This is a genomic window from Pseudomonas sp. G7(2022), assembly GCF_052660475.1.
This window is the reverse complement of record NZ_CP109659.1, coordinates 1764340-1783203: the sequence shown is the minus strand read 5'-3', so window position 1 is coordinate 1783203 and position 18864 is coordinate 1764340. Positions and strand designations below refer to the sequence as shown.

The window sequence follows — 18864 nt, the reverse complement described above, 5'->3', positions numbered from 1 at the left end:
AGGGTCTTTGCTGGTTAAATTTTAACCAGACCTCATTATTCGCCGACGCTGATCTTCAGGCCAGCCGCTATTGCAAAGGGTGTCAGGGTTATTGCCAGGGCGGTCAGGCTGCCAAGCCACAACAGATAACCCGTCGCCGGCATGCCCTGCAACGCCGCCTGCAAGGCGCCACTGCCGAGGATCAACACCGGGATGTACAACGGCAGAATCAACAGCGCCAGCAACAGGCCACCGCGTTTCAGACCGACCGTCAGCGCCGCGCCTACCGCGCCGAGCAAGCTCAGCACCGGTGTACCCAGCAGCAACGAAAGCAGCAATACCGGCAGACACGCAGCCGGCAACCCGAGCATCAACGCCAGTAACGGCGAGAGCAAAACCAGTGCCAGCCCGGAAAAAAGCCAGTGTGCCAGCACCTTGGCCAACACCAGAAGTGGCAGGGGGTGCGGCGAAAGGACCCACTGTTCAAGGGATCCGTCTTCGAAATCACTGCGGAAAAGCCCGTCCAGCGAGAGCAGGACCGACAAAAGCGCCGCCACCCAGACTAACCCCGGGGACAAGTTTTGCAATACTTGAGTTTCCGGTCCGACGGCCAGCGGGAACAGCGCGATGACGATGGCGAAGAAAATCAGCGGATTGGCCAGCTCCGCCGGGCGGCGGAACAGCAGTCGGGACTCACGGGCAACCAACAGGCCGAACACACTCATACTGCCCAGTTCCCCAGATCGATGTCGCGATAACCGGCCGGCATCCGGCTCAGCGTGTGGTGAGTGGTCAGCACCACCAGGCCGCCCTGCTCGCAGTGTCTGGCCAGATGCTCTTCGAGCTGCGCCACGCCCTGTTTGTCCAGCGCGGTGAAGGGTTCATCGAGGATCCACAGCGGCGGACTGTCCAGATACAAGCGCGCCAGCGCCACGCGGCGCTGCTGACCGGCGGACAGGCTGTGACAGGGAACATCTTCGAACCCGCGCAATCCAACTGCCGCCAGCGCCTGCCAGATCGCCTCGCGTCCGGCGGGTTGATGCAGGGCGCAGAGCCAGGCGAGGTTTTCTTCCGGGGTGAGCAGGTCCTTGATCCCGGCAGCATGGCCGATCCAAAGCAGATTGCGCGCCAGTTCGCTGCGTTGTTCGGCCAGGGGTTGACCGTTGAGCAGCACCTGACCTTCGGTCGGTTGCATCAGGCCGGACAGCAAACGCAGCAGGCTGGTCTTGCCGCTGCCGTTGGGACCGCTGATCTGCACCATATCGCCACTGGCCAGTCTCAATTCGAGATTCTCGAAGAGCAGTCTGAGATCACGCTCACAGGCGAGGCCGACGGTTTGCAGGACAGGGCTGGTCAAGGGTTCACGGGCCTTATACGGTTCAAGTCGGCTCTGGGGCGGCCGTTAAAGAGTTGCAGCATAAATGCAATGACGGCTCAATCCAGAGAGCTGCGTCAAACAATTGCTATGTTTTTTGAACGAACGGAAGGACGGGCGGCATTATACATGGCGTCCCCTGCTCTCCCGAGTGCATTTTCCTCAGGTTGTGTCCGCGTATGACAGGCGAAATGAACATCCTCCCGCTCCCGCCCACCGCCCCGGCGACGGCTCGCCCGCAGGTGGGCGAGCTGCTGAAGTTGCTGACGCCGGTCGACGGGCTGATTGCCGCCGGCCAGAGCGCCAAGGCCGAGGTGTTGTCGCTGAAGCCGGCGGACCAGGCCTTTCAGGTGCTGCTCAAGGTCACCCTCGACGGCGGCCGTCAGACTACCGTGCAGGCGACAAGTACCCTGCCGTTGCCACAAGGCACCAACCTCGCCGTCACCCAGCCGTCGGCAGGCAATCTGGCGATCACCGTGCAACAGGCCATCGCCACGGCTGTCGCTACCCTCACCCGCATCGATACCGCGCAATTGCCGGTCGGCACGCTGCTGCAAGGCAAGGTGCTGACGAATCAGGCCTTGGCGCAGGTACCGGGGCAGCCGACGGTGTTCCGTTCGACGGTCAGCCTGCTCAACACGGTGTTGAGCGGTAGCACCCTGAGCATCGACAGCCCTCAGCCATTACGCATCGGCACTCTGTTGTCGGCGCTGGTGCAGGATTCGCAGACCCTGAAATTCCTGCCGCTGAGCAATCGCCAGGAACAACTCGCGGTCAGTCAGCAACTGGTCAGCCAGCAAAGCCGTCAGGGTTCGTTGGATGGCTTGCTGAAAATGCTCCAGAGCCTGCCACCCACCGACGACCAGACCTCCAGTGATCTGCGTGCCGCAGTGGACCGGCTGCTGGCCAACCTGCCGGACGTCGGGCAACTGACCACCCCCAAAGGCCTGGCCCAGGCACTGCTCAACAGCGGCGCCTTTCTCGAAGCCAAATTGCTGGCCGGGCAAAGCCCGACGCTGGCCCCGGACATGAAAGCCGATCTGCTCAAGTTGATCGCCCAGCTCACCCCCGGCCTGCCCGGCAATACCAATCTGAATGCGATCATCGCAGCCAACACCCTGGCCCAGGCGCTGCCAAGCTTCGTGCGCAACGCCCTCGGCATGCTCGGTCAGGTCAGTGCGAAGCCGGTGCCGAGCAGCTTCCCGCTGCCCGACCGGCTGCTGCAAAGCCTGGAAGGTGAAGGCGATCTGGAACATTTGCTGCGCCTGGCCGCCGCCGCTGTCTCGCGCCTGCAAAGTCATCAACTGTCGAGTCTGGAACAGACCGGCGTGACCGACGACGGGCGGCTGCTCAGCACCTGGCAACTGGAAATCCCGATGCGCAACCTGCAGGACATCGTGCCGTTGCAGGTCAAGTTCCAGCGCGAAGAAGCGCCGCAGAAACAGGACGCCAACGAACAGCGCCGCGATGAGCGGGAACCGAAGCAGCAACTGTGGCGCGTCGACCTGGCGTTCGACATGGAACCGCTGGGGCCGATGCAGATTCAGGCACAACTGATCAGTGGCAGCCTCTCAAGCCAGTTGTGGGCCGAGCGGCCATATACTGCCAGCCTGATCGAAAGCAACCTGAGCACGCTGCGTCAGCGTCTGCTGGATTCGGGACTGAACGTCGGCGACCTTGACTGTCACCTCGGCACACCGCCGCAAGGCATCCAAACCCGTCTCGAACATCGCTGGGTCGACGAAACCGCATGAACGATTCCACCGCTCCACGCCAGGCCATCGCCCTCAAGTACGACGGCAGCCACGCCCCGACCCTCACCGCCAAGGGAGACGACGAGCTGGCGGAAGAAATCCTGCGGATCGCCCGCGACTGTGAAGTGCCGATCTACGAAAACGCCGAGCTGGTGAAGTTGCTGGCGCGAATGGAACTGGGCGACAGCATCCCGCAAGAGCTGTACCTGACGATTGCCGAGATCATCGCGTTTGCCTGGAACCTCAAGGGCAAGTTCCCGGCGGGACACAATCCGGATGCACCGATGATCGAGAAGGACGTCACCGAGCGCGGCGACGATTACTGAGGTTTTGAAGGCCCCTTCGCGAGCAAGCCCGCTCCCACATTCGACCGCGATCCTATTGAAGGAATGCAGTCGAATGCGGGAGCGGGCTTGCTCGCGAATAGGCCATTAGCCTCGACGCAATAATCAGTTCTTGTGCAGCTTGCGCATCAACTCCGCCTCAGCCTGGGTCAACCCGCAGGACTGAGTCAGCTCATCGACACTCGCGCCCATCCCGACCAGTTTCGCCGCCTGGGCGAACGACAGGCTCGACGGGTCGCGCTGTTCGAGTTGGGAAAGCTTGTCCGGAATCGGCCCGACGACCGCGCGCAGCTCGTGCAGGGCTTCACCCATGCGCACGTTGCCGTTCTGGTAATCGTCGACACGCTTGGCCAGGTCCTTGATGCGCTGATCACGCAGCGCATCACCCTGAGCCTGTTGCGCAGCGATGACCCGCTGCGCCTTGATGTACGCCAGAAACATTGCCAGCGTGCCTGCCCAGAACAGGAACAGGACAATGACCGCTACCTCGAGAATCAATCAGATGTTCTCCAGTTCCGACCACTCTTCTTCGCTCATCATCTTGTCCAGCTCGACCAGGATGAGCAACTCGTTGTTCTTGTTGCACACGCCCTGGATGAACTTGGCCGACTCTTCGTTACCGACGTTCGGTGCGGTCTCGATTTCCGACTGACGCAGGTAAACCACTTCAGCCACGCTGTCGACCATGATGCCAACAACCTGCTTGTCGGCTTCGATGATGACGATACGGGTGTTGTCGCTGATCTCGCCGCTCATCAGGCCGAAGCGCTGACGGGTATCGATCACCGTCACCACATTACCGCGCAGGTTGATGATGCCCAGCACGTAGCTCGGTGCACCCGGAACCGGAGCGATTTCGGTGTAGCGCAGGACTTCCTGAACGCGCATCACATTGATGCCGTAGGTTTCATTGTCCAGCTTGAAGGTCACCCATTGCAGGATCGGATCTTCGGAACCCTTTGCCGCCGTAGCCTTGTCGTTCATACCCTAGCCCCTCGAAAAACCGCGCCTGGCGGTGTGTGTTCTGTGCGCCGCCATGCGTATGCCGGTGCTGTCTGTTATGTAAGTGTCATGTCGGTTTGTGGTTCGGCTTACTGCCGGACATGTGCTTTGCCCCACCGCTGGCGATCAACTCGGCCAGAGCGGATACATCGAGCAAGGCGCACATGTGTTCAATCACCGTGCCCGCGAGCCATGGCCGCTGACCCCGGTGACTTCTCCATTTGATTTCATTCGGATCCAGACGCAACGAGCGGCTGACCTGATGCACCGCCAGCCCCCACTCGTAACCTTGTACCGAAATCACGTATTGCAGGCCCTGACGGAAGTCATCGCGATAGCGATCCGGCATGACCCAGCGTGCGGTGTCCAGCACCTTGAGGTTCCCGGCCTGGCTTGGCAGGATGCCGAGGAACCACTCCGGCTGACCGAACAGCGGCGTCAGCTCATGGCCGGCCAGCGAATAGATCGAACCCAGGCACACCAGTGGCACGGCCAGGGTCAGCCCGGCGACGTCAAACAGCAGGCATTCGAAAGCTTCCGAAGCCCAGGCCGGACGGCCGTCGGTTTCCACCGGTGGTGGCGTGTTGCTGGGCGGCAGATGCACTTCGACCAGCGGCGCAACCAGGGTCGGTTCGACCGGGGCTGGCGCAGGTGCTTCAGGCTCGGGCTCGGGCGCCGCCGGAACCGGAGGCGTTTGCAGAAGTCGGGTTTGCAGCAGCGGTGCCAGAGTCGAGACCACGCGCACCGGCTCAGGCTCTTTGATCAGTGTCGCAGGCGCTTTGGCTACCACAGCGGCAGGCGCTGCAACCGGGGCGACCGGCCGGGCAGCTTTTTGCGCATCCCGGGCCTGCTCTTCAAGCACGGCAGCCTGGAATTCATCGAGCGCCGCGGCGGTCTCGACCACCTCGACCGGCGCTTCGGTTTCCTGCGGGATCTCTTCCGTCACATCCTCCAGCAAGCTGTCCAGATAGGACTGCAAGGCCAGTTGCGGACGCGAAGTCAGTTTGATCGGCCGATTCATGCTCAAGCCACCTGCGGAACGAGTTGTTGCGCCAGCAGATGCTTGAGCAGCGCGCGGTAGGCCAGCACGCCACGGCTCTTGCCGTCGAACTGCGAAGGGGTGACACCGGCACGACTGGCGTCACGCAGACGGGTATCGACCGGGATATAACCCTGCCAGATCTCGTCGGGGAATTTGTCGCGCAGCACGCGCAAGGTGCCCATCGACGCCTGGGTGCGGCGATCGAACAGGGTCGGCACGATGCTGAACGGCAGCGCCTGTTTGCGCGAACGGTTGATCATCGCCAGGGTGTTGACCATGCGCTCCAGGCCTTTGACGGCCAGGTGTTCGGTCTGCACCGGGATCACCAGTTGCTGACTGGCGGCCAGGGCGTTGACCATCAGCACGCCGAGCAACGGCGGGCTGTCGATGATCGCGTAATCGAAGTCCTGCCACAGCTGCGCCAGACTCTTGGCGATCACCAGACCCAAACCACTCTGCCCTGGCGACTGACGCTCGAGGGTGGCCAGCGCGGTACTCGAAGGCAACAGGGAAATGCGCTCGTCGCTGGTCGACAGCAGCAACTGGCCCGGCAGGCCTTGCGGCACACTGCCTTTGTGCAGAAACAGGTCGTAGTTGCTGTGTTCCAGGCTGTCGGGGTCGTAACCGAAATAGCTGGTCATCGAGCCGTGCGGGTCGAGATCGACCACGACCACGCGTTTGCCCGCCTCTGCCAGCAAACCGGCTAAAGCGATGGAAGAAGTGGTTTTACCAACACCACCCTTTTGATTGGCGACTGCCCAGACTCTCATTCGGATTGTTCCTCCCGGCCGAGATGCTCGGCCGAGACATGGCTCAGCGTATTAATGCGGGCGACGGAGAATTGACGGCACTCTCGCGTCCCGGCGTCTTGACCGGGGTCGGTGCAGTTTGTGTGCCAGCACGCTTCAACGCGGCGTCCGGTGTTGCATTGGCGGTCCCGGTGCCCGTCAGGCTGCGGCGCACATCAAGATTGCGCGACACCACCAGTACCACGCGACGGTTCTTCGCCCGGCCTTCGGCGGTGGCGTTGTTGGCCACCGGCTGGAATTCGCCGTAACCCACCGAAGCCATGCGGCCAGGGTTGACGCCCTGCATGGCCAGCATGCGCACGATGCTCGCCGAGCGCGCTGACGACAGCTCCCAGTTGGTCGGGTACTGCGCCGTGCGGATCGGCTGGTCGTCGGTAAAGCCTTCGACGTGGATCGGGTTGTCGAACGGTTTGAGGATCGCTGCAACCTTGTCGATGATGTTGAACGCGATATCGCTCGGCATCGCATCGCCACTGCCGAACAACAGGCTGGAGTTGAGTTCGATCTCGACCCACAGCTCGTTGCCGCGCACGGTCATCTGGTTGCTCGCGATCAGGTCGCCGAACGCAGCGCTGATATCGTCGGCGATGCTTTTCAACGGATCACTGGCCCCCGCGATACCGGCATCGACCTGCTCGCTGTCCTTGACCAGCGGCTTGGCCGGGGTCACGGTCTTGGGGCGTTCTTCACCGATCGGGATCGGCTTGAGCGAGCGGTCGGAGTCGGTGAAGACCCCGATCAGTGCTTCGGAGATGACCTTGTACTTGCCTTCGTTGATCGACGAGATGGAGTACATCACCACGAAAAAGGCAAAGAGCAAGGTGATGAAGTCGGCGTAGGAAACCAGCCAACGTTCATGGTTTACGTGCTCTTCATGCTGGCGACGACGTGCCATGAGGTTAGTCCCTTAATCCATGAAGCCCTGAAGCTTCAACTCGATGGAGCGTGGGTTTTCACCTTCAGCGATCGACAAAATACCTTCCAGCAACATTTCGCGATAACGTGACTGCCGCAACGCGATTGACTTGAGCTTGGCGGCGACCGGCAACAGGATCAGGTTGGCACTGGCCACACCGTAGATCGTGGCGACGAATGCCACGGCGATGCCGTTGCCCAGTTGTGACGGATCGGCCAGGTTGCCCATCACGTGGATAAGGCCCATCACCGCACCGATGATACCGATGGTCGGCGCGTAGCCCCCCATGCTTTCAAAGACCTTGGCGGCCTCGATATCACGGGCTTCCTGGGTGTAGAAATCCACTTCGAGGATGCTGCGGATCGCTTCCGGCTCGGCGCCATCGACCAGCAGTTGCAGGCCTTTGCGCGAGTAGGCATCAGGCTCGGCATCCGCCACGCCTTCCAGGCCCAGCAGGCCTTCCTTGCGCGCCGTGAGGCTCCAGTTGACCACCCGATCGATGCCGCCGGCCAGATCCACACGGGGCGGGAAAAAGATCCAGGCCAGAATCTGCATGGCACGCTTGAACGCGCTCATCGGCGATTGCAGCAAGGCGGCACCGATGGTCCCGCCGAGCACGATCAGCGCTGCCGGGCCGTTGGCCAGTGCGCCCAGGTGACCGCCTTCAAGGAAATTGCCGCCGATGATCGCGACAAACGCCATGATGATCCCGATAAGGCTCAGAACATCCATCAGATACACGCCTCGACGATGTGCTTGCCGATATCGTCCAGACCGTATACCGCATCCGCGAGGTCAGCTTTGACGATCGCCATCGGCATGCCGTAGATCACGCAACTGGCTTCATCCTGAGCCCAGACGGTGCTGCCGCCCTGCTTGAGCAGACGGGCGCCTTCGCGACCGTCGGCGCCCATGCCGGTCAGCACGACCGCCAGAACTTTGTCGCTGTAGGATTTCGCTGCGGAACCGAAAGTGATGTCCACGCAAGGCTTGTAGTTCAGACGCTCGTCGCCCGGCAGGATTTTCACCGCGCCACGGCCGTCGATCATCATCTGCTTGCCACCCGGAGCCAGCAGCGCCAGGCCCGGACGCAGGATGTCGCCATCCTCGGCTTCCTTGACGCTGATGCGGCACAGCTTGTCCAGACGCTCGGCAAAGGCCTTGGTGAAGGCTGCCGGCATGTGCTGGATCAACACGATCGGTGCCGGGAAGTTGGCCGGCAACTGGGTCAGAACCCGCTGCAGTGCGACCGGGCCGCCGGTCGATGTACCAATCGCCACGAGCTTGTAGTTTTTGCGTTTCGGGGCCGGCGACGAAGCGCTGGCCGCTGGCGCGCGAGTCGGTGCAGGCGCAGGTGCCGGACGGGCCGGTGCGCTGCTGTGACTGCTGAAGCTCGACGGCGCGGGAGCCGCCGGTGCAGGCGTCGGTGCAGCGGCAGGCGCCGGCGCACTGTAGGCACTGAAACGACGGTTGCTGCGCGAGATGCTGTGAACCTTCTCGCACAGCAGTTGCTTGACCTTCTCCGGATTGCGGGAGATGTCTTCGAAATTCTTCGGCAGGAAATCCACCGCGCCGGCGTCCAGCGCATCCAGGGTGACCCGGGCGCCTTCGTGCGTCAGCGAGGAGAACATCAACACCGGCGTCGGGCAGCGCTGCATGATGTGCCGCACGGCCGTGATGCCATCCATCATCGGCATCTCGTAGTCCATGGTGATCACGTCCGGCTTGAGGGCCAGGGCCTGATCGATCGCCTCTTTACCGTTGGTTGCCGTACCGACAACCTGGATGCTCGGATCCGCTGAAAGAATTTCCGAGACGCGGCGGCGGAAAAAACCCGAATCGTCCACCACCAGGACTTTGACTGCCATAAACACTCCATTAGGTGCGGCGGGACGTCGTCGCCCCGCCGCCCCGGATTCAAATACGCCGTGCGGCGTAACGCTTGAGCATGCTTGGAACATCGAGAATCAGCGCAATACGGCCGTCACCGGTGATGGTGGCGCCGGACATGCCCGGGGTTCCCTGCAGCATTTTGCCCAATGGCTTGATGACCACTTCTTCCTGACCGACCAGTTGATCGACGACGAAGCCGATCCGCTGGGTGCCCACCGAAAGGATCACCACATGGCCTTCGCGCTGCTCTTCGTGAGCCGCGGAGCTGACCAGCCAGCGCTTGAGGTAGAACAATGGCAGCGCCTTGTCCCGCACGATCACCACTTCCTGGCCGTCCACGACGTTGGTGGTCGACAGGTCGAGGTGGAAGATTTCGTTGACGTTCACCAGCGGGAACGCGAACGCCTGGTTGCCAAGCATCACCATCAGGGTCGGCATGATCGCCAGCGTCAGCGGTACCTTGATGACGATTTTCGAGCCCGCGCCCTTGGTCGAGTAGATGTTGATCGAACCGTTGAGCTGGGAAATCTTGGTCTTCACCACGTCCATGCCCACACCGCGGCCAGACACATCGGAGATCTCGGTCTTGGTCGAGAAGCCCGGGGCGAAGATCAGGTTGTAGCACTCGGTGTCGCTCAGGCGATCGGCAGCATCCTTGTCCATCACACCGCGTTTCACGGCGATGGCGCGCAGGACGTTAGGGTCCATGCCTTTGCCGTCGTCGGAGATCGACAGCAGGATGTGGTCGCCTTCCTGCTCGGCCGCCAGAATCACCTTGCCGCCACGGGCCTTGCCCGACGCTTCGCGTTCTTCCGGCGACTCGATGCCGTGGTCGACCGCGTTGCGCACCAAGTGGACCAGCGGGTCGGCCAGCGCCTCGACGAGGTTCTTGTCGAGGTCGGTTTCTTCGCCCACCAGTTCCAGGTTGATCTCTTTCTTGAGCTGACGAGCCAGATCGCGAACCAGACGCGGGAAGCGGCCGAAGACTTTCTTGATCGGCTGCATCCGGGTCTTCATCACTGCGGTCTGCAAGTCGGCAGTGACCACGTCGAGGTTCGACACGGCCTTCTGCATCGACTCGTCGCCGCTGTTCAGGCCCAGGCGCACCAGACGGTTACGCACCAGCACCAGCTCGCCGACCATGTTCATGATTTCGTCGAGACGCGCGGTGTCCACGCGAACGGTGGTCTCGGCTTCGCTCGCCGGTTTTTCCGGTGGCGGTGTCGCCGGAGCACGGGCCGGAGCCGGTGCAGCAGCGGCAGCCGGTTTGGCCGGTTCGGCTTTCGGCTCAGGCGCTTTTGCGGCAGGTTTCGCCGCAGCGGCCGGGGCCTTGGCGGCAGGCGCTGCAACAGCCGAAGCATTGCCGGCAGTCACGACGGCACCGGTGGCGACGTCAGTGAACTTGCCTTTGCCATGCAGATCGTCGAGCAGCGATTCGAACTCGTGGTCGGTGATCAGATCGCTACCGGCTGCAGCCGCTGCCGGGGCAGCATTTGCATTCGCAGGGACGGACGCAATCGCCGACTCGAGCGCATCGACAGCAAAGTTGCCCTTGCCGTGCAACTGATCGAGCAAGGCTTCGAATTCGTCGTCGGTGATGTCCGAGCTGTCGCCCGCCGCCGGAGCAGCAGGTGCAGCGGCCGTCGGTGCCACGGCGTCCGCCGCGAACTGGCCCTTGCCATGCAACTGGTCGAGCAGCGACTCGAACTCGGCATCGGTGATTTCATCGCTGGCCGCTTCATCGGAAGCAGGCGCAGCGGCAGCCGCCGGAGCTTCGGCTTCGGCCTTGACGGCGTTCAGCGAGTCCAGCAACTGTTCAAATTCGTTATCGGTGATGTCGCTGGAGTCCCCGGCCTCGTTCTCAACGACCAGTTCTTCGATCATCTCGGCAACGGGCGAAGCCGGGGCTTCATCCGCCGATTGCGGCTCGGCCAGACGCGCCAGGGCGGCCAGCAGTTGCGGGGTGGCGGCGGTGATCGGACTGCGATCGCGGACTTCGCTGAACATGCTGTTCACCGCGTCCAACGCTTCGAGCACCACGTCCATCAGTTCTGCATCGACGCGTCGTTCACCCTTGCGCAGGATGTCGAACACGTTTTCGGCGATGTGACAGCACTCCACCAGCTCGTTGAGCTGAAGGAAGCCGGCGCCCCCTTTTACAGTGTGGAAACCGCGAAAAATTGCGTTGAGCAGATCTGCGTCATCCGGGCGGCTTTCCAGCTCGACCAGTTGTTCGGACAGTTGCTCAAGAATCTCGCCGGCCTCAACCAGGAAATCCTGAAGGATCTCTTCATCGGCGCCGAAGCTCATTAATGGGGTGCTCCTACAGGTCTAAAAACCTAAACTCAAAATCCAAGGCTGGATAGCAAATCGTCCACATCGTCCTGACCGGACACAACGTCTTCTCGTTTATCGGCATGAATCTGCGGACCTTCACCCTGCGAGAGATGTTTTTGTGGATCTTTTTCAGCAAGCATCGCCGCACGGTCATGTTCGATGCCCGCAAAGCGGTCCACCTGGCTGGCCATGAGCACGAGCTTGAGCAGGTTGCTTTCGACTTCGGTGACCAACTGGGTCACGCGCTTGATCACTTGACCTGTGAGGTCCTGGTAATCCTGGGCCAGCAGAATGTCGTTGAGGTTGCTCGACACCGCGCGATTGTCCGCGCTGCTGCGTGACAGAAAACCGTCGACCCGGCGCGCCAGTTCGCGGAACTCTTCAGCCCCGACCTCACGACGCATGAAGCGGCCCCAGTCAGCACTCAACGCCTGGGCTTCGTCAGCCAGACCATTGACCACAGGGGTCGCGCTTTCCACCAGATCCATGGTGCGGTTGGCCGCGGCTTCGGTCAGCTTGACCACATAGCCCAGACGCTCGGTCGCATCAGTGATCTGCGACACTTCCTCGGCCTGCGGCATGTGCGGATCGATCTGGAAGTTGACGATCGCACTGTGCAGTTCACGCGTGAGCTTGCCCACTTCCTGGTACAGGCCACGGTCACGGGTCTGATTGAGCTCATGGATCAGTTGCACAGCGTCGCCGAACCTGCCCTTTTCAAGGCTTTCGACCAGTTCGACCGCGTGTTTTTTCAGGGTCGACTCAAAGTCGCCCTGTGAAGATTCTTTATGCTCCATAGCTCCCCCGCGCGTCATCAGCCGATGCGTTCGAAAATCTTCTCGATTTTTTCTTTCAGCGCCTGAGCCGTGAAAGGTTTGACCACGTAGCCGTTAACGCCGGCCTGGGCCGCTTCGATGATCTGCTCGCGCTTGGCTTCAGCGGTCACCATCAGCACTGGCAGGTGCTTGAGTTTTTCGTCGGCGCGCACGTGACGCAGCAGGTCGATACCGGTCATGCCGGGCATGTTCCAGTCGGTCACCAGAAAGTCGATGCTGCCGCTGTTGAGCACCGGAATGGCGGTGGTGCCATCGTCGGCTTCAACGGTGTTGGTGAACCCGAGGTCACGCAACAGGTTCTTGATGATCCGCCGCATCGTTGAGAAGTCATCAACGATGAGGATTTTCATGTCTTTGTTCAATTCGACCTCCAAGCAGTCTTAAACGCGCCCAGCACCTGGACGCGCCATTTCAATCAATCCGGCAAAGCACTCGACGACTGTCTGGAGCACAACAGAGCAAGACCGGTGCCGTTCACCACCGCACCAGCCTCGTTCGCAGTGTCCCCACACTGCCTTCAGCGCGCTCGCCACTCTCCCAAACGCCCCCGCAAACGGGCCGCGCACTGGCTGTGTAACTGGCTGACCCGCGATTCACTGACGCCAAGGACTTCACCGATTTCCTTGAGGTTCAGTTCTTCGTCGTAGTACAGCGCCAACACCAGTCGCTCACGCTCCGGCAAATTGGCAATCGCGTCCGCCAGCGCCGCCTGGAAGCGCTCGTCTTCCAGGTCACGCGACGGCTCAAGATGAGCACTGGCGCCATCCTCGTGCAGCCCTTCATGTTCGCCGTCCTGCAACAGGTCGTCGAAACTGAACAGTCGGCTGCCCAGGGTGTCATTCAAAATCCCGTAGTAATCGTCGAGACTCAATTGGAGTTCGGCCGCAACCTCGTGATCTTTAGCGTCACGTCCGGTTTTAGCTTCAATCGAGCGAATCGCATCGCTGACCATTCGGGTGTTGCGGTGAACCGAGCGCGGTGCCCAGTCCCCCTTGCGCACTTCATCGAGCATCGCGCCACGGATCCGGATGCCCGCGTACGTTTCGAAACTGGCGCCCTTGCTGGCGTCGTATTTGGTCGAGACTTCGAGCAGGCCGATCATCCCGGCCTGAATCAGGTCCTCGACCTGCACACTGGCCGGCAATCGCGCCAGCAAGTGGTAGGCAATGCGTTTGACCAGCGGCGCGTAACGCTCGATCAGCTCGTACTGCGCGTCACGCGCCGACTTCTTGTAAAGATTCATACCGCTGGCGGTCATAGCACAGGTCCTGCCGTTTGCTGCACGAGGCGCTCGACGAAAAATTCGAGGTGGCCGCGCGGGTTGGCGGGCAGCGGCCAGGTATCGACCTTTTGCGCGATCGCCTTGAATGCCAGTGCGCACTTGGAACGCGGGAAGGCTTCATAGACCGCACGCTGCTTCTGCACCGCCTTGCGCACGCTCTCGTCGTAAGGCACCGCACCGACGTATTGTAAGGCGACGTCGAGGAAGCGATCCGTGACCTTGGTCAACTTGGCAAACAGATTGCGACCTTCCTGCGGGCTCTGGGCCATGTTGGCCAGGACGCGGAAGCGGTTCATGCCGTAATCGCGGTTGAGCAGCTTGATCAGCGCGTAGGCGTCGGTGATCGAGGTCGGCTCGTCGCAGACCACCAGCAACACTTCCTGGGCTGCGCGAACAAAACTGACTACCGAGTCACCAATACCCGCAGCGGTGTCGATCACCAGCACGTCGAGATTGTCGCCGATGTCGCTGAACGCCTGAATCAGACCGGCATGCTGGGCCGGGCTCAGGTGAACCATGCTCTGGGTGCCGGACGCGGCCGGCACGATGCGGATCCCGCCGGGGCCTTGCAACAGCACGTCGCGCAGCTCGCAGCGGCCCTCGATCACATCGGCCAGGGTACGTTTGGGGGTGAGGCCCAGCAGAACGTCGACGTTCGCCAGCCCCAGGTCGGCGTCCAGCAGCATGACCCGACGGCCAAGCTCTGCCAGCGCCAGGGACAAGTTCACTGACACGTTAGTCTTGCCGACGCCACCTTTGCCGCCGGTCACCGCGATCACCTGTACGGGATGCATGCTGCCCATGTTATTTCTTTACCTTGTCTTGCATAGACGGAGGCCACATTACTGGCTGCGCGTTCACAACCGGAACAATGCATGGCAGACCATCGATGTAGGTACAAAAACGGTTCATTACCTCAGCCAACCTGCTTGGTCGGACTGTGGTAGATATCAGCGAACATGTCAGCCATGGCTTCTTCGCTGGGTTCTTCCTGCATTTGCACGCTGACGGCGCGGCTGACCAATTGATGACGGCGCGGCAGATGCAGATCATCCGGAATCCGCGGGCCGTCGGTCAGGTAGGCGACCGGCAGTTCATGACTGATCGCCAGGCTCAGCACTTCGCCAAGGCTGGCCGTCTCATCCAGTTTAGTCAGGATGCACCCGGCCAGCCCGCAACGCTTGTAACTGTGATAAGCGGCGGTTAGAACCTGTTTCTGGCTGGTGGTTGCCAGCACCAGATAATTTTTCGACCGAATGCCACGACCGGCCAGGCTTTCCAGCTGCATGCGCAGGGCCGGATCGCTGGCCTGCAGGCCGGCGGTATCGATCAGCACCACGCGCTTGCGCAGCAGTGGATCCAGCGCCTGCACCAGGGACTGGCCCGGATCGACGTGGGTCACCGACACATTGAGGATCCGGCCCAGGGTTTTCAACTGTTCCTGAGCACCAATGCGGAAACTGTCCATGCTCACCAGCGCGATGTTCTGCGCGCCGTACTTGAGCACGTAGCGGGCAGCGAGTTTGGCCAGAGTAGTGGTCTTGCCCATGCCGGCCGGGCCGACCATGGCAATGATCCCGCCCTCTTCCAGCGGCTCGACTTCCGGTACGGCAATCATTCGTGCCAGGTGCGCCAGCAGCATGCGCCAGGCCTGACGAGGTTCGTCGATCTCGGTGATCATCGACAGCAGATCACGGGACAACGGGCCCGACAAACCGATGCGCTGCAGACGACGATACAGATTCGCCTGAGCCGGGCGGCTGCCTTGCAGCTGATTCCAGGCCAGGGTGCCGAGCTGTACTTCCATCAGCTCGCGCAGGCTGTTGAGTTCGAAACGCATCGAATCCAGCGCACGCGGATCGACACCAGCGGCCGCCGGCGCAGGTGCCGGGGCTGGACGGGCCGGAGCAGCATACGTCGGTTCTGTCAGAGGCTCGGCTGCGGTCAGCGGCAGGCCGGCGGTCAATGGCAGCCCGGCGAACAGCTGGAGATTGGTGTTGCCGTCGGCTTCACCACGCAGGCTCAGTTCGGCCTGGGCGGTGACGATACGCGACTGGGTCTTGCGCAACTCGTCCTCGAGTTCCATGTTCGGAACACGCGGGGCCAGCGCCGACAGTTTGTAATCCAGCGCCGCCGTCAGCTCGACACCGCCGGCAATGCGGCGGTTGCCAATGATGGCGGCATCAGCGCCCAGCTCATCACGAACCAGCTTCATGGCCTGACGCATATCGGCGGCGAAAAAACGCTTAACTTGCATAAACCACTACCTCAGCCGTTGGGCCCTACTGTCGCAACGATGGTCACTTGCTTGTTGTCCGGAATTTCCTGGTAGGCCAGCACATGCAGTCCAGGAACTGCCAGGCGGCCGAAGCGCGAGAGCATCGCGCGAACCGGGCCTGCTACCAACAGGATCACCGGTTGTCCTTGCATTTCCTGACGCTGCGCCGCTTCGATCAGCGAACGCTGCAGTTTCTCGGCCATGCTCGGCTCCAGCAGAACGCCCTCTTCCGAGCCTTGTCCTGCCTTCTGCAGACTGTTGAGCAATATTTGTTCCAACCTTGGTTCCAAGGTGATCACAGGCAGCTCGGAGTCAGTGCCTACAATGCTTTGGACGATGGCGCGGGATACGCCAACGCGCACGGCAGCCACCAACGCGGCGGTATCTTGACTCTTGGCGGCGTTGTTGGCGATGGCTTCGGCAATGCTGCGGATGTCGCGCACCGGCACGTGTTCGGCCAACAGCGCCTGCAAAACTTTGAGCAACTGCGACAACGTGACCACACCCGGCACCAGCTCTTCAGCCAGTTTTGGCGAGCTCTTGGCCAGCAATTGCATGAGTTGCTGCACTTCTTCGTGGCCGATCAGCTCGCTGGAGTGCTTGTACAGAATCTGGTTCAAGTGGGTGGCGACCACGGTGCTGGCGTCCACCACGGTGTAACCGAGCGATTGCGCCTGGGCGCGCTGGCTGACTTCGATCCACACCGCCTCCAGGCCAAAAGCCGGATCTTTGGCGGTGATGCCGTTGAGCGTGCCGTAGACCTGCCCCGGGTTGATCGCCAGTTCGCGATCCGGATAGATCTCGGCTTCGGCCAGGATCACCCCCATCAGGGTCAGGCGATAGGCGCTCGGCGCCAGGTCGAGGTTGTCGCGGATGTGTACGGTCGGCATCAGGAAGCCAAGGTCCTGGGAGAGCTTCTTGCGCACGCCCTTGATTCGCGCCAGCAACTGGCCGCCCTGGTTGCGGTCCACCAGCGGAATCAGGCGATAGCCGACTTCCAGGCCGATCATGTCGATGGGCGTCACGTCGTCCCAGCCCAGCTCCTTGGTTTCCATGGCACGGGCCGGCGACGGCAGCAGTTCCTGCTGACGCTTGACCTCTTCCAGCGCCTGCACCTTGGCCACGTTCTGCTTTTTCCAGAACAGATAAGCACCACCGGCGGCCAGCGCGGCCATGGTCAGGAACGAGAAGTGCGGCATGCCCGGCACCAGCCCCATGACCGCCATCAGACCGGCGGCCACCGCCAGCGCCTTGGGCGAGGCGAACATCTGGCGATTGATCTGTTTGCCCATGTCTTCCGAGCCGGAAGCACGGGTCACCATGATCGCTGCCGCTGTCGATAACAACAGTGATGGCAATTGCGCCACTAAACCGTCACCGATGGTCAGCAAGGCGTACACCTTGCCGGCGTCAGCGAAGGACATGTTGTGCTGGAAGATACCGACGGCCATGCCGCCGATCAGGTTGATGAACAGAATCAGCAGGCCGGCAATGGCGTCACCGCGAACGAACTTGCTGGCACCGTCCATCGAACCGTAGAACTCAGCCTCTTGGGCGACTTCGGAACGACGGGCCTTGGCCTGGTTCTGGTCGATCAGACCGGCGTTGAGGTCGGCGTCGATCGCCATTTGCTTGCCGGGCATCGCATCGAGGGTGAAACGCGCGCTCACCTCGGAGATCCGCCCGGCACCCTTGGTCACTACGACGAAGTTGATGATCATCAGGATCGCGAAGACCACGATACCGACCACGTAGTTGCCGCCGATCACCACCTCACCGAAGGCCTGGATCACCTTGCCGGCAGCGGCGTGGCCGTCCTGACCATGGAGCATCACCACCCGCGTCGACGCCACGTTCAGCGCCAGTCGCAACAGCGTCGCCACCAGCAGGATCGTCGGAAACACCGCAAAATCCAGCGGCCGCAAGGCGTACACGCAGACCAGCAGCACGACGATCGACAGGGCAATATTGAAGGTGAAGAACACGTCGAGCAGGAACGGCGGCACCGGCAACATCATCATCGCCAGCATGACCAGCAGCAACAGCGGCACACCCAGATTGCCCCGACTGAGATCGGCAATGTTCGAGCGAGCACTGTTGATTAACTGAGAGCGATCCACCGGTTTTCCCCGTTCCTTTAAAGCAAACTTTTGACGCCCGAAGCAGGCGCACGGCGGCTACTGCAAGAAGCCTTCCAACTTTTGCCAAGGCTTGAAACAGAGGGGTGATGAATGCACAAAGGGGCGGCACGCACGTCGTGCGCCCGCCCCCTGTTCAGCGATGTTCAGTGAGATGAAACCCCGACAGTCAACTGGCTACCAGAATGTGCGCTGGTGTGATCGGACCGAAAGAGAGGGCTGCATTATCCAGATAGCGCGTGCCCCTGAACACGCTGTGCCCATCGACATCGACAACGTCCTCCTCCGTAGACATCAGTACCACCATGGTGACAGGCGCGACATCAGTGGACTTCGCATGCCCCTCCATCAGATTAAATGCCCATTCGAAACGGATGAATGGCAGGTCGCTGATTTCGATCGGAGGAGCCCCCGCATCCAGCCGAAAGTACTGCCGCGACGTGATGCGCAATTGGTTGCCGACCAACGTGAATGAGGGTTTTCCATATCGTTGTTCTACTGGCCCGCCATCCCTCGCCCACTGGTCCATGTAATAACCACGGTCGGTGAATAGAGCGAACAACGACGGGTTATTGCTGATATTACCGGCCGCGCCAAAGAAGTAGTTGTAGGAGTAGTGATACGCAAACCCGGCCAGTTCAGGCCGGATCGCATTGATGGGGTTATCCAGATAATTCGGAATGTACTGATTGGCCATGACCAGAAAATTGAGAAAGTCCAACTTCAGGTCGCACGTCACCTCATAGACGATGGCCCGCTCGCCTGCGTCCCTTTCCAGCTTCCCTGAAACGAACTCCATCTCCATGCCCGGCAGTTTTCGGTAAACGCGCCCTGTCATGTTCTATCCCCTACTTCAAGTGAATGAGTTATCAACCACTG

At 61.3% G+C, this 18864-nt stretch carries 19 protein-coding genes; 2 read left to right on the top strand and 17 right to left on the bottom strand.

From position 1 onward, the window contains the following. Positions 1–35 precede the first annotated feature (35 nt). Positions 36–704 carry a heme exporter protein CcmB gene (gene ccmB, locus NE357_RS08060; RefSeq protein ID WP_085710502.1) on the bottom strand — a complete coding sequence of 223 codons (669 nt, stop codon included), beginning with the start codon at positions 702–704 and terminating at the stop codon, positions 36–38. Beyond that, entirely contained in the window at positions 701–1336 is a 636-nt protein-coding gene (gene ccmA, locus NE357_RS08055; protein ID WP_169429426.1) for a cytochrome c biogenesis heme-transporting ATPase CcmA, read from the bottom strand. The genes ccmB and ccmA overlap by 4 nt, the downstream gene beginning before the upstream one ends. 197 nt (positions 1337–1533) lie before the next feature. Here ccmA and fliK point away from each other — a divergent pair, with 197 nt between their 5' ends. Both fliK and NE357_RS08045 read left to right on the top strand, forming a co-directional pair. After that, on the top strand, positions 1534–3108 hold the full coding sequence (fliK, locus tag NE357_RS08050; RefSeq protein WP_169429425.1) for a flagellar hook-length control protein FliK: 1575 nt from the start codon (positions 1534–1536) through the stop codon (positions 3106–3108). Beyond that, on the top strand, positions 3105–3434 hold the full coding sequence (locus NE357_RS08045; RefSeq protein WP_169429424.1) for an EscU/YscU/HrcU family type III secretion system export apparatus switch protein: 330 nt from the start codon (positions 3105–3107) through the stop codon (positions 3432–3434). Before fliK ends, NE357_RS08045 begins: the two co-directional genes overlap by 4 nt. 123 nt (positions 3435–3557) lie before the next feature. Here NE357_RS08045 and NE357_RS08040 read toward each other — a convergent pair whose 3' ends face one another. From NE357_RS08040 to NE357_RS07970, 15 genes are all read right to left on the bottom strand, one after another. After that, positions 3558–3950, bottom strand: coding sequence for a DUF2802 domain-containing protein (locus NE357_RS08040; protein WP_169429423.1), 393 nt, complete (start codon positions 3948–3950; stop codon positions 3558–3560). Further along, entirely contained in the window at positions 3951–4436 is a 486-nt protein-coding gene (locus NE357_RS08035) for a chemotaxis protein CheW (protein ID WP_007959223.1), read from the bottom strand. Positions 4437–4521: 85 nt separating this feature from the next. Further along, positions 4522–5475, bottom strand: a complete 954-nt coding sequence (locus tag NE357_RS08030; RefSeq protein WP_169429422.1) for a CheW domain-containing protein — start codon at positions 5473–5475, stop codon at positions 4522–4524. A 2-nt stretch (positions 5476–5477) separates the two neighbouring features. Beyond that, positions 5478–6266 (bottom strand): ParA family protein, encoded by a 789-nt coding sequence (locus NE357_RS08025; protein WP_007959220.1) that lies wholly within the window; start codon positions 6264–6266, stop codon positions 5478–5480. A 43-nt stretch (positions 6267–6309) separates the two neighbouring features. Continuing rightward, complete coding sequence (gene motD / locus NE357_RS08020; RefSeq protein ID WP_085710492.1) at positions 6310–7200, bottom strand: flagellar motor protein MotD; 891 nt, start codon at positions 7198–7200, stop codon at positions 6310–6312. Positions 7201–7212: 12 nt separating this feature from the next. Next, positions 7213–7953 carry a flagellar motor protein gene (locus NE357_RS08015; RefSeq protein WP_169429421.1) on the bottom strand — a complete coding sequence of 247 codons (741 nt, stop codon included), beginning with the start codon at positions 7951–7953 and terminating at the stop codon, positions 7213–7215. Further along, positions 7953–9089: a protein-glutamate methylesterase/protein-glutamine glutaminase gene (locus NE357_RS08010; RefSeq protein ID WP_169429420.1), complete on the bottom strand. Its 1137-nt coding sequence runs from the start codon at positions 9087–9089 to the stop codon at positions 7953–7955. The genes NE357_RS08015 and NE357_RS08010 overlap by 1 nt, the downstream gene beginning before the upstream one ends. Before the next feature lie 49 nt (positions 9090–9138). Further along, positions 9139–11424, bottom strand: a complete 2286-nt coding sequence (locus tag NE357_RS08005; RefSeq protein WP_169429419.1) for a chemotaxis protein CheA — start codon at positions 11422–11424, stop codon at positions 9139–9141. Between the two features lie 35 nt (positions 11425–11459). Further along, the gene (locus NE357_RS08000) at positions 11460–12248 is read right to left on the bottom strand and encodes a protein phosphatase CheZ (protein ID WP_085710486.1); all 789 of its coding nucleotides are present in this window, start codon (positions 12246–12248) and stop codon (positions 11460–11462) included. 17 nt (positions 12249–12265) lie between these two features. Continuing rightward, positions 12266–12637, bottom strand: coding sequence for a chemotaxis response regulator CheY (locus NE357_RS07995; protein ID WP_003183998.1), 372 nt, complete (start codon positions 12635–12637; stop codon positions 12266–12268). Between the two features lie 167 nt (positions 12638–12804). Further along, a complete protein-coding gene (gene fliA, locus NE357_RS07990; RefSeq protein WP_007951959.1) occupies positions 12805–13545 on the bottom strand; it encodes an RNA polymerase sigma factor FliA in 741 nt (246 codons plus the stop codon). Continuing rightward, positions 13542–14372: a flagellar synthesis regulator FleN gene (gene fleN, locus NE357_RS07985; protein WP_003222917.1), complete on the bottom strand. Its 831-nt coding sequence runs from the start codon at positions 14370–14372 to the stop codon at positions 13542–13544. Before fleN ends, fliA begins: the two co-directional genes overlap by 4 nt. 113 nt (positions 14373–14485) lie before the next feature. Further along, complete coding sequence (gene flhF / locus NE357_RS07980; RefSeq protein ID WP_169429418.1) at positions 14486–15826, bottom strand: flagellar biosynthesis protein FlhF; 1341 nt, start codon at positions 15824–15826, stop codon at positions 14486–14488. Positions 15827–15837: 11 nt separating this feature from the next. Next, complete coding sequence (gene flhA / locus NE357_RS07975; RefSeq protein WP_169429417.1) at positions 15838–17967, bottom strand: flagellar biosynthesis protein FlhA; 2130 nt, start codon at positions 17965–17967, stop codon at positions 15838–15840. 187 nt (positions 17968–18154) lie between these two features. Continuing rightward, the gene (locus NE357_RS07970; protein WP_169429416.1) at positions 18155–18823 is read right to left on the bottom strand and encodes a hypothetical protein; all 669 of its coding nucleotides are present in this window, start codon (positions 18821–18823) and stop codon (positions 18155–18157) included. Between the last annotated feature and the right edge of the window lie 41 nt (positions 18824–18864).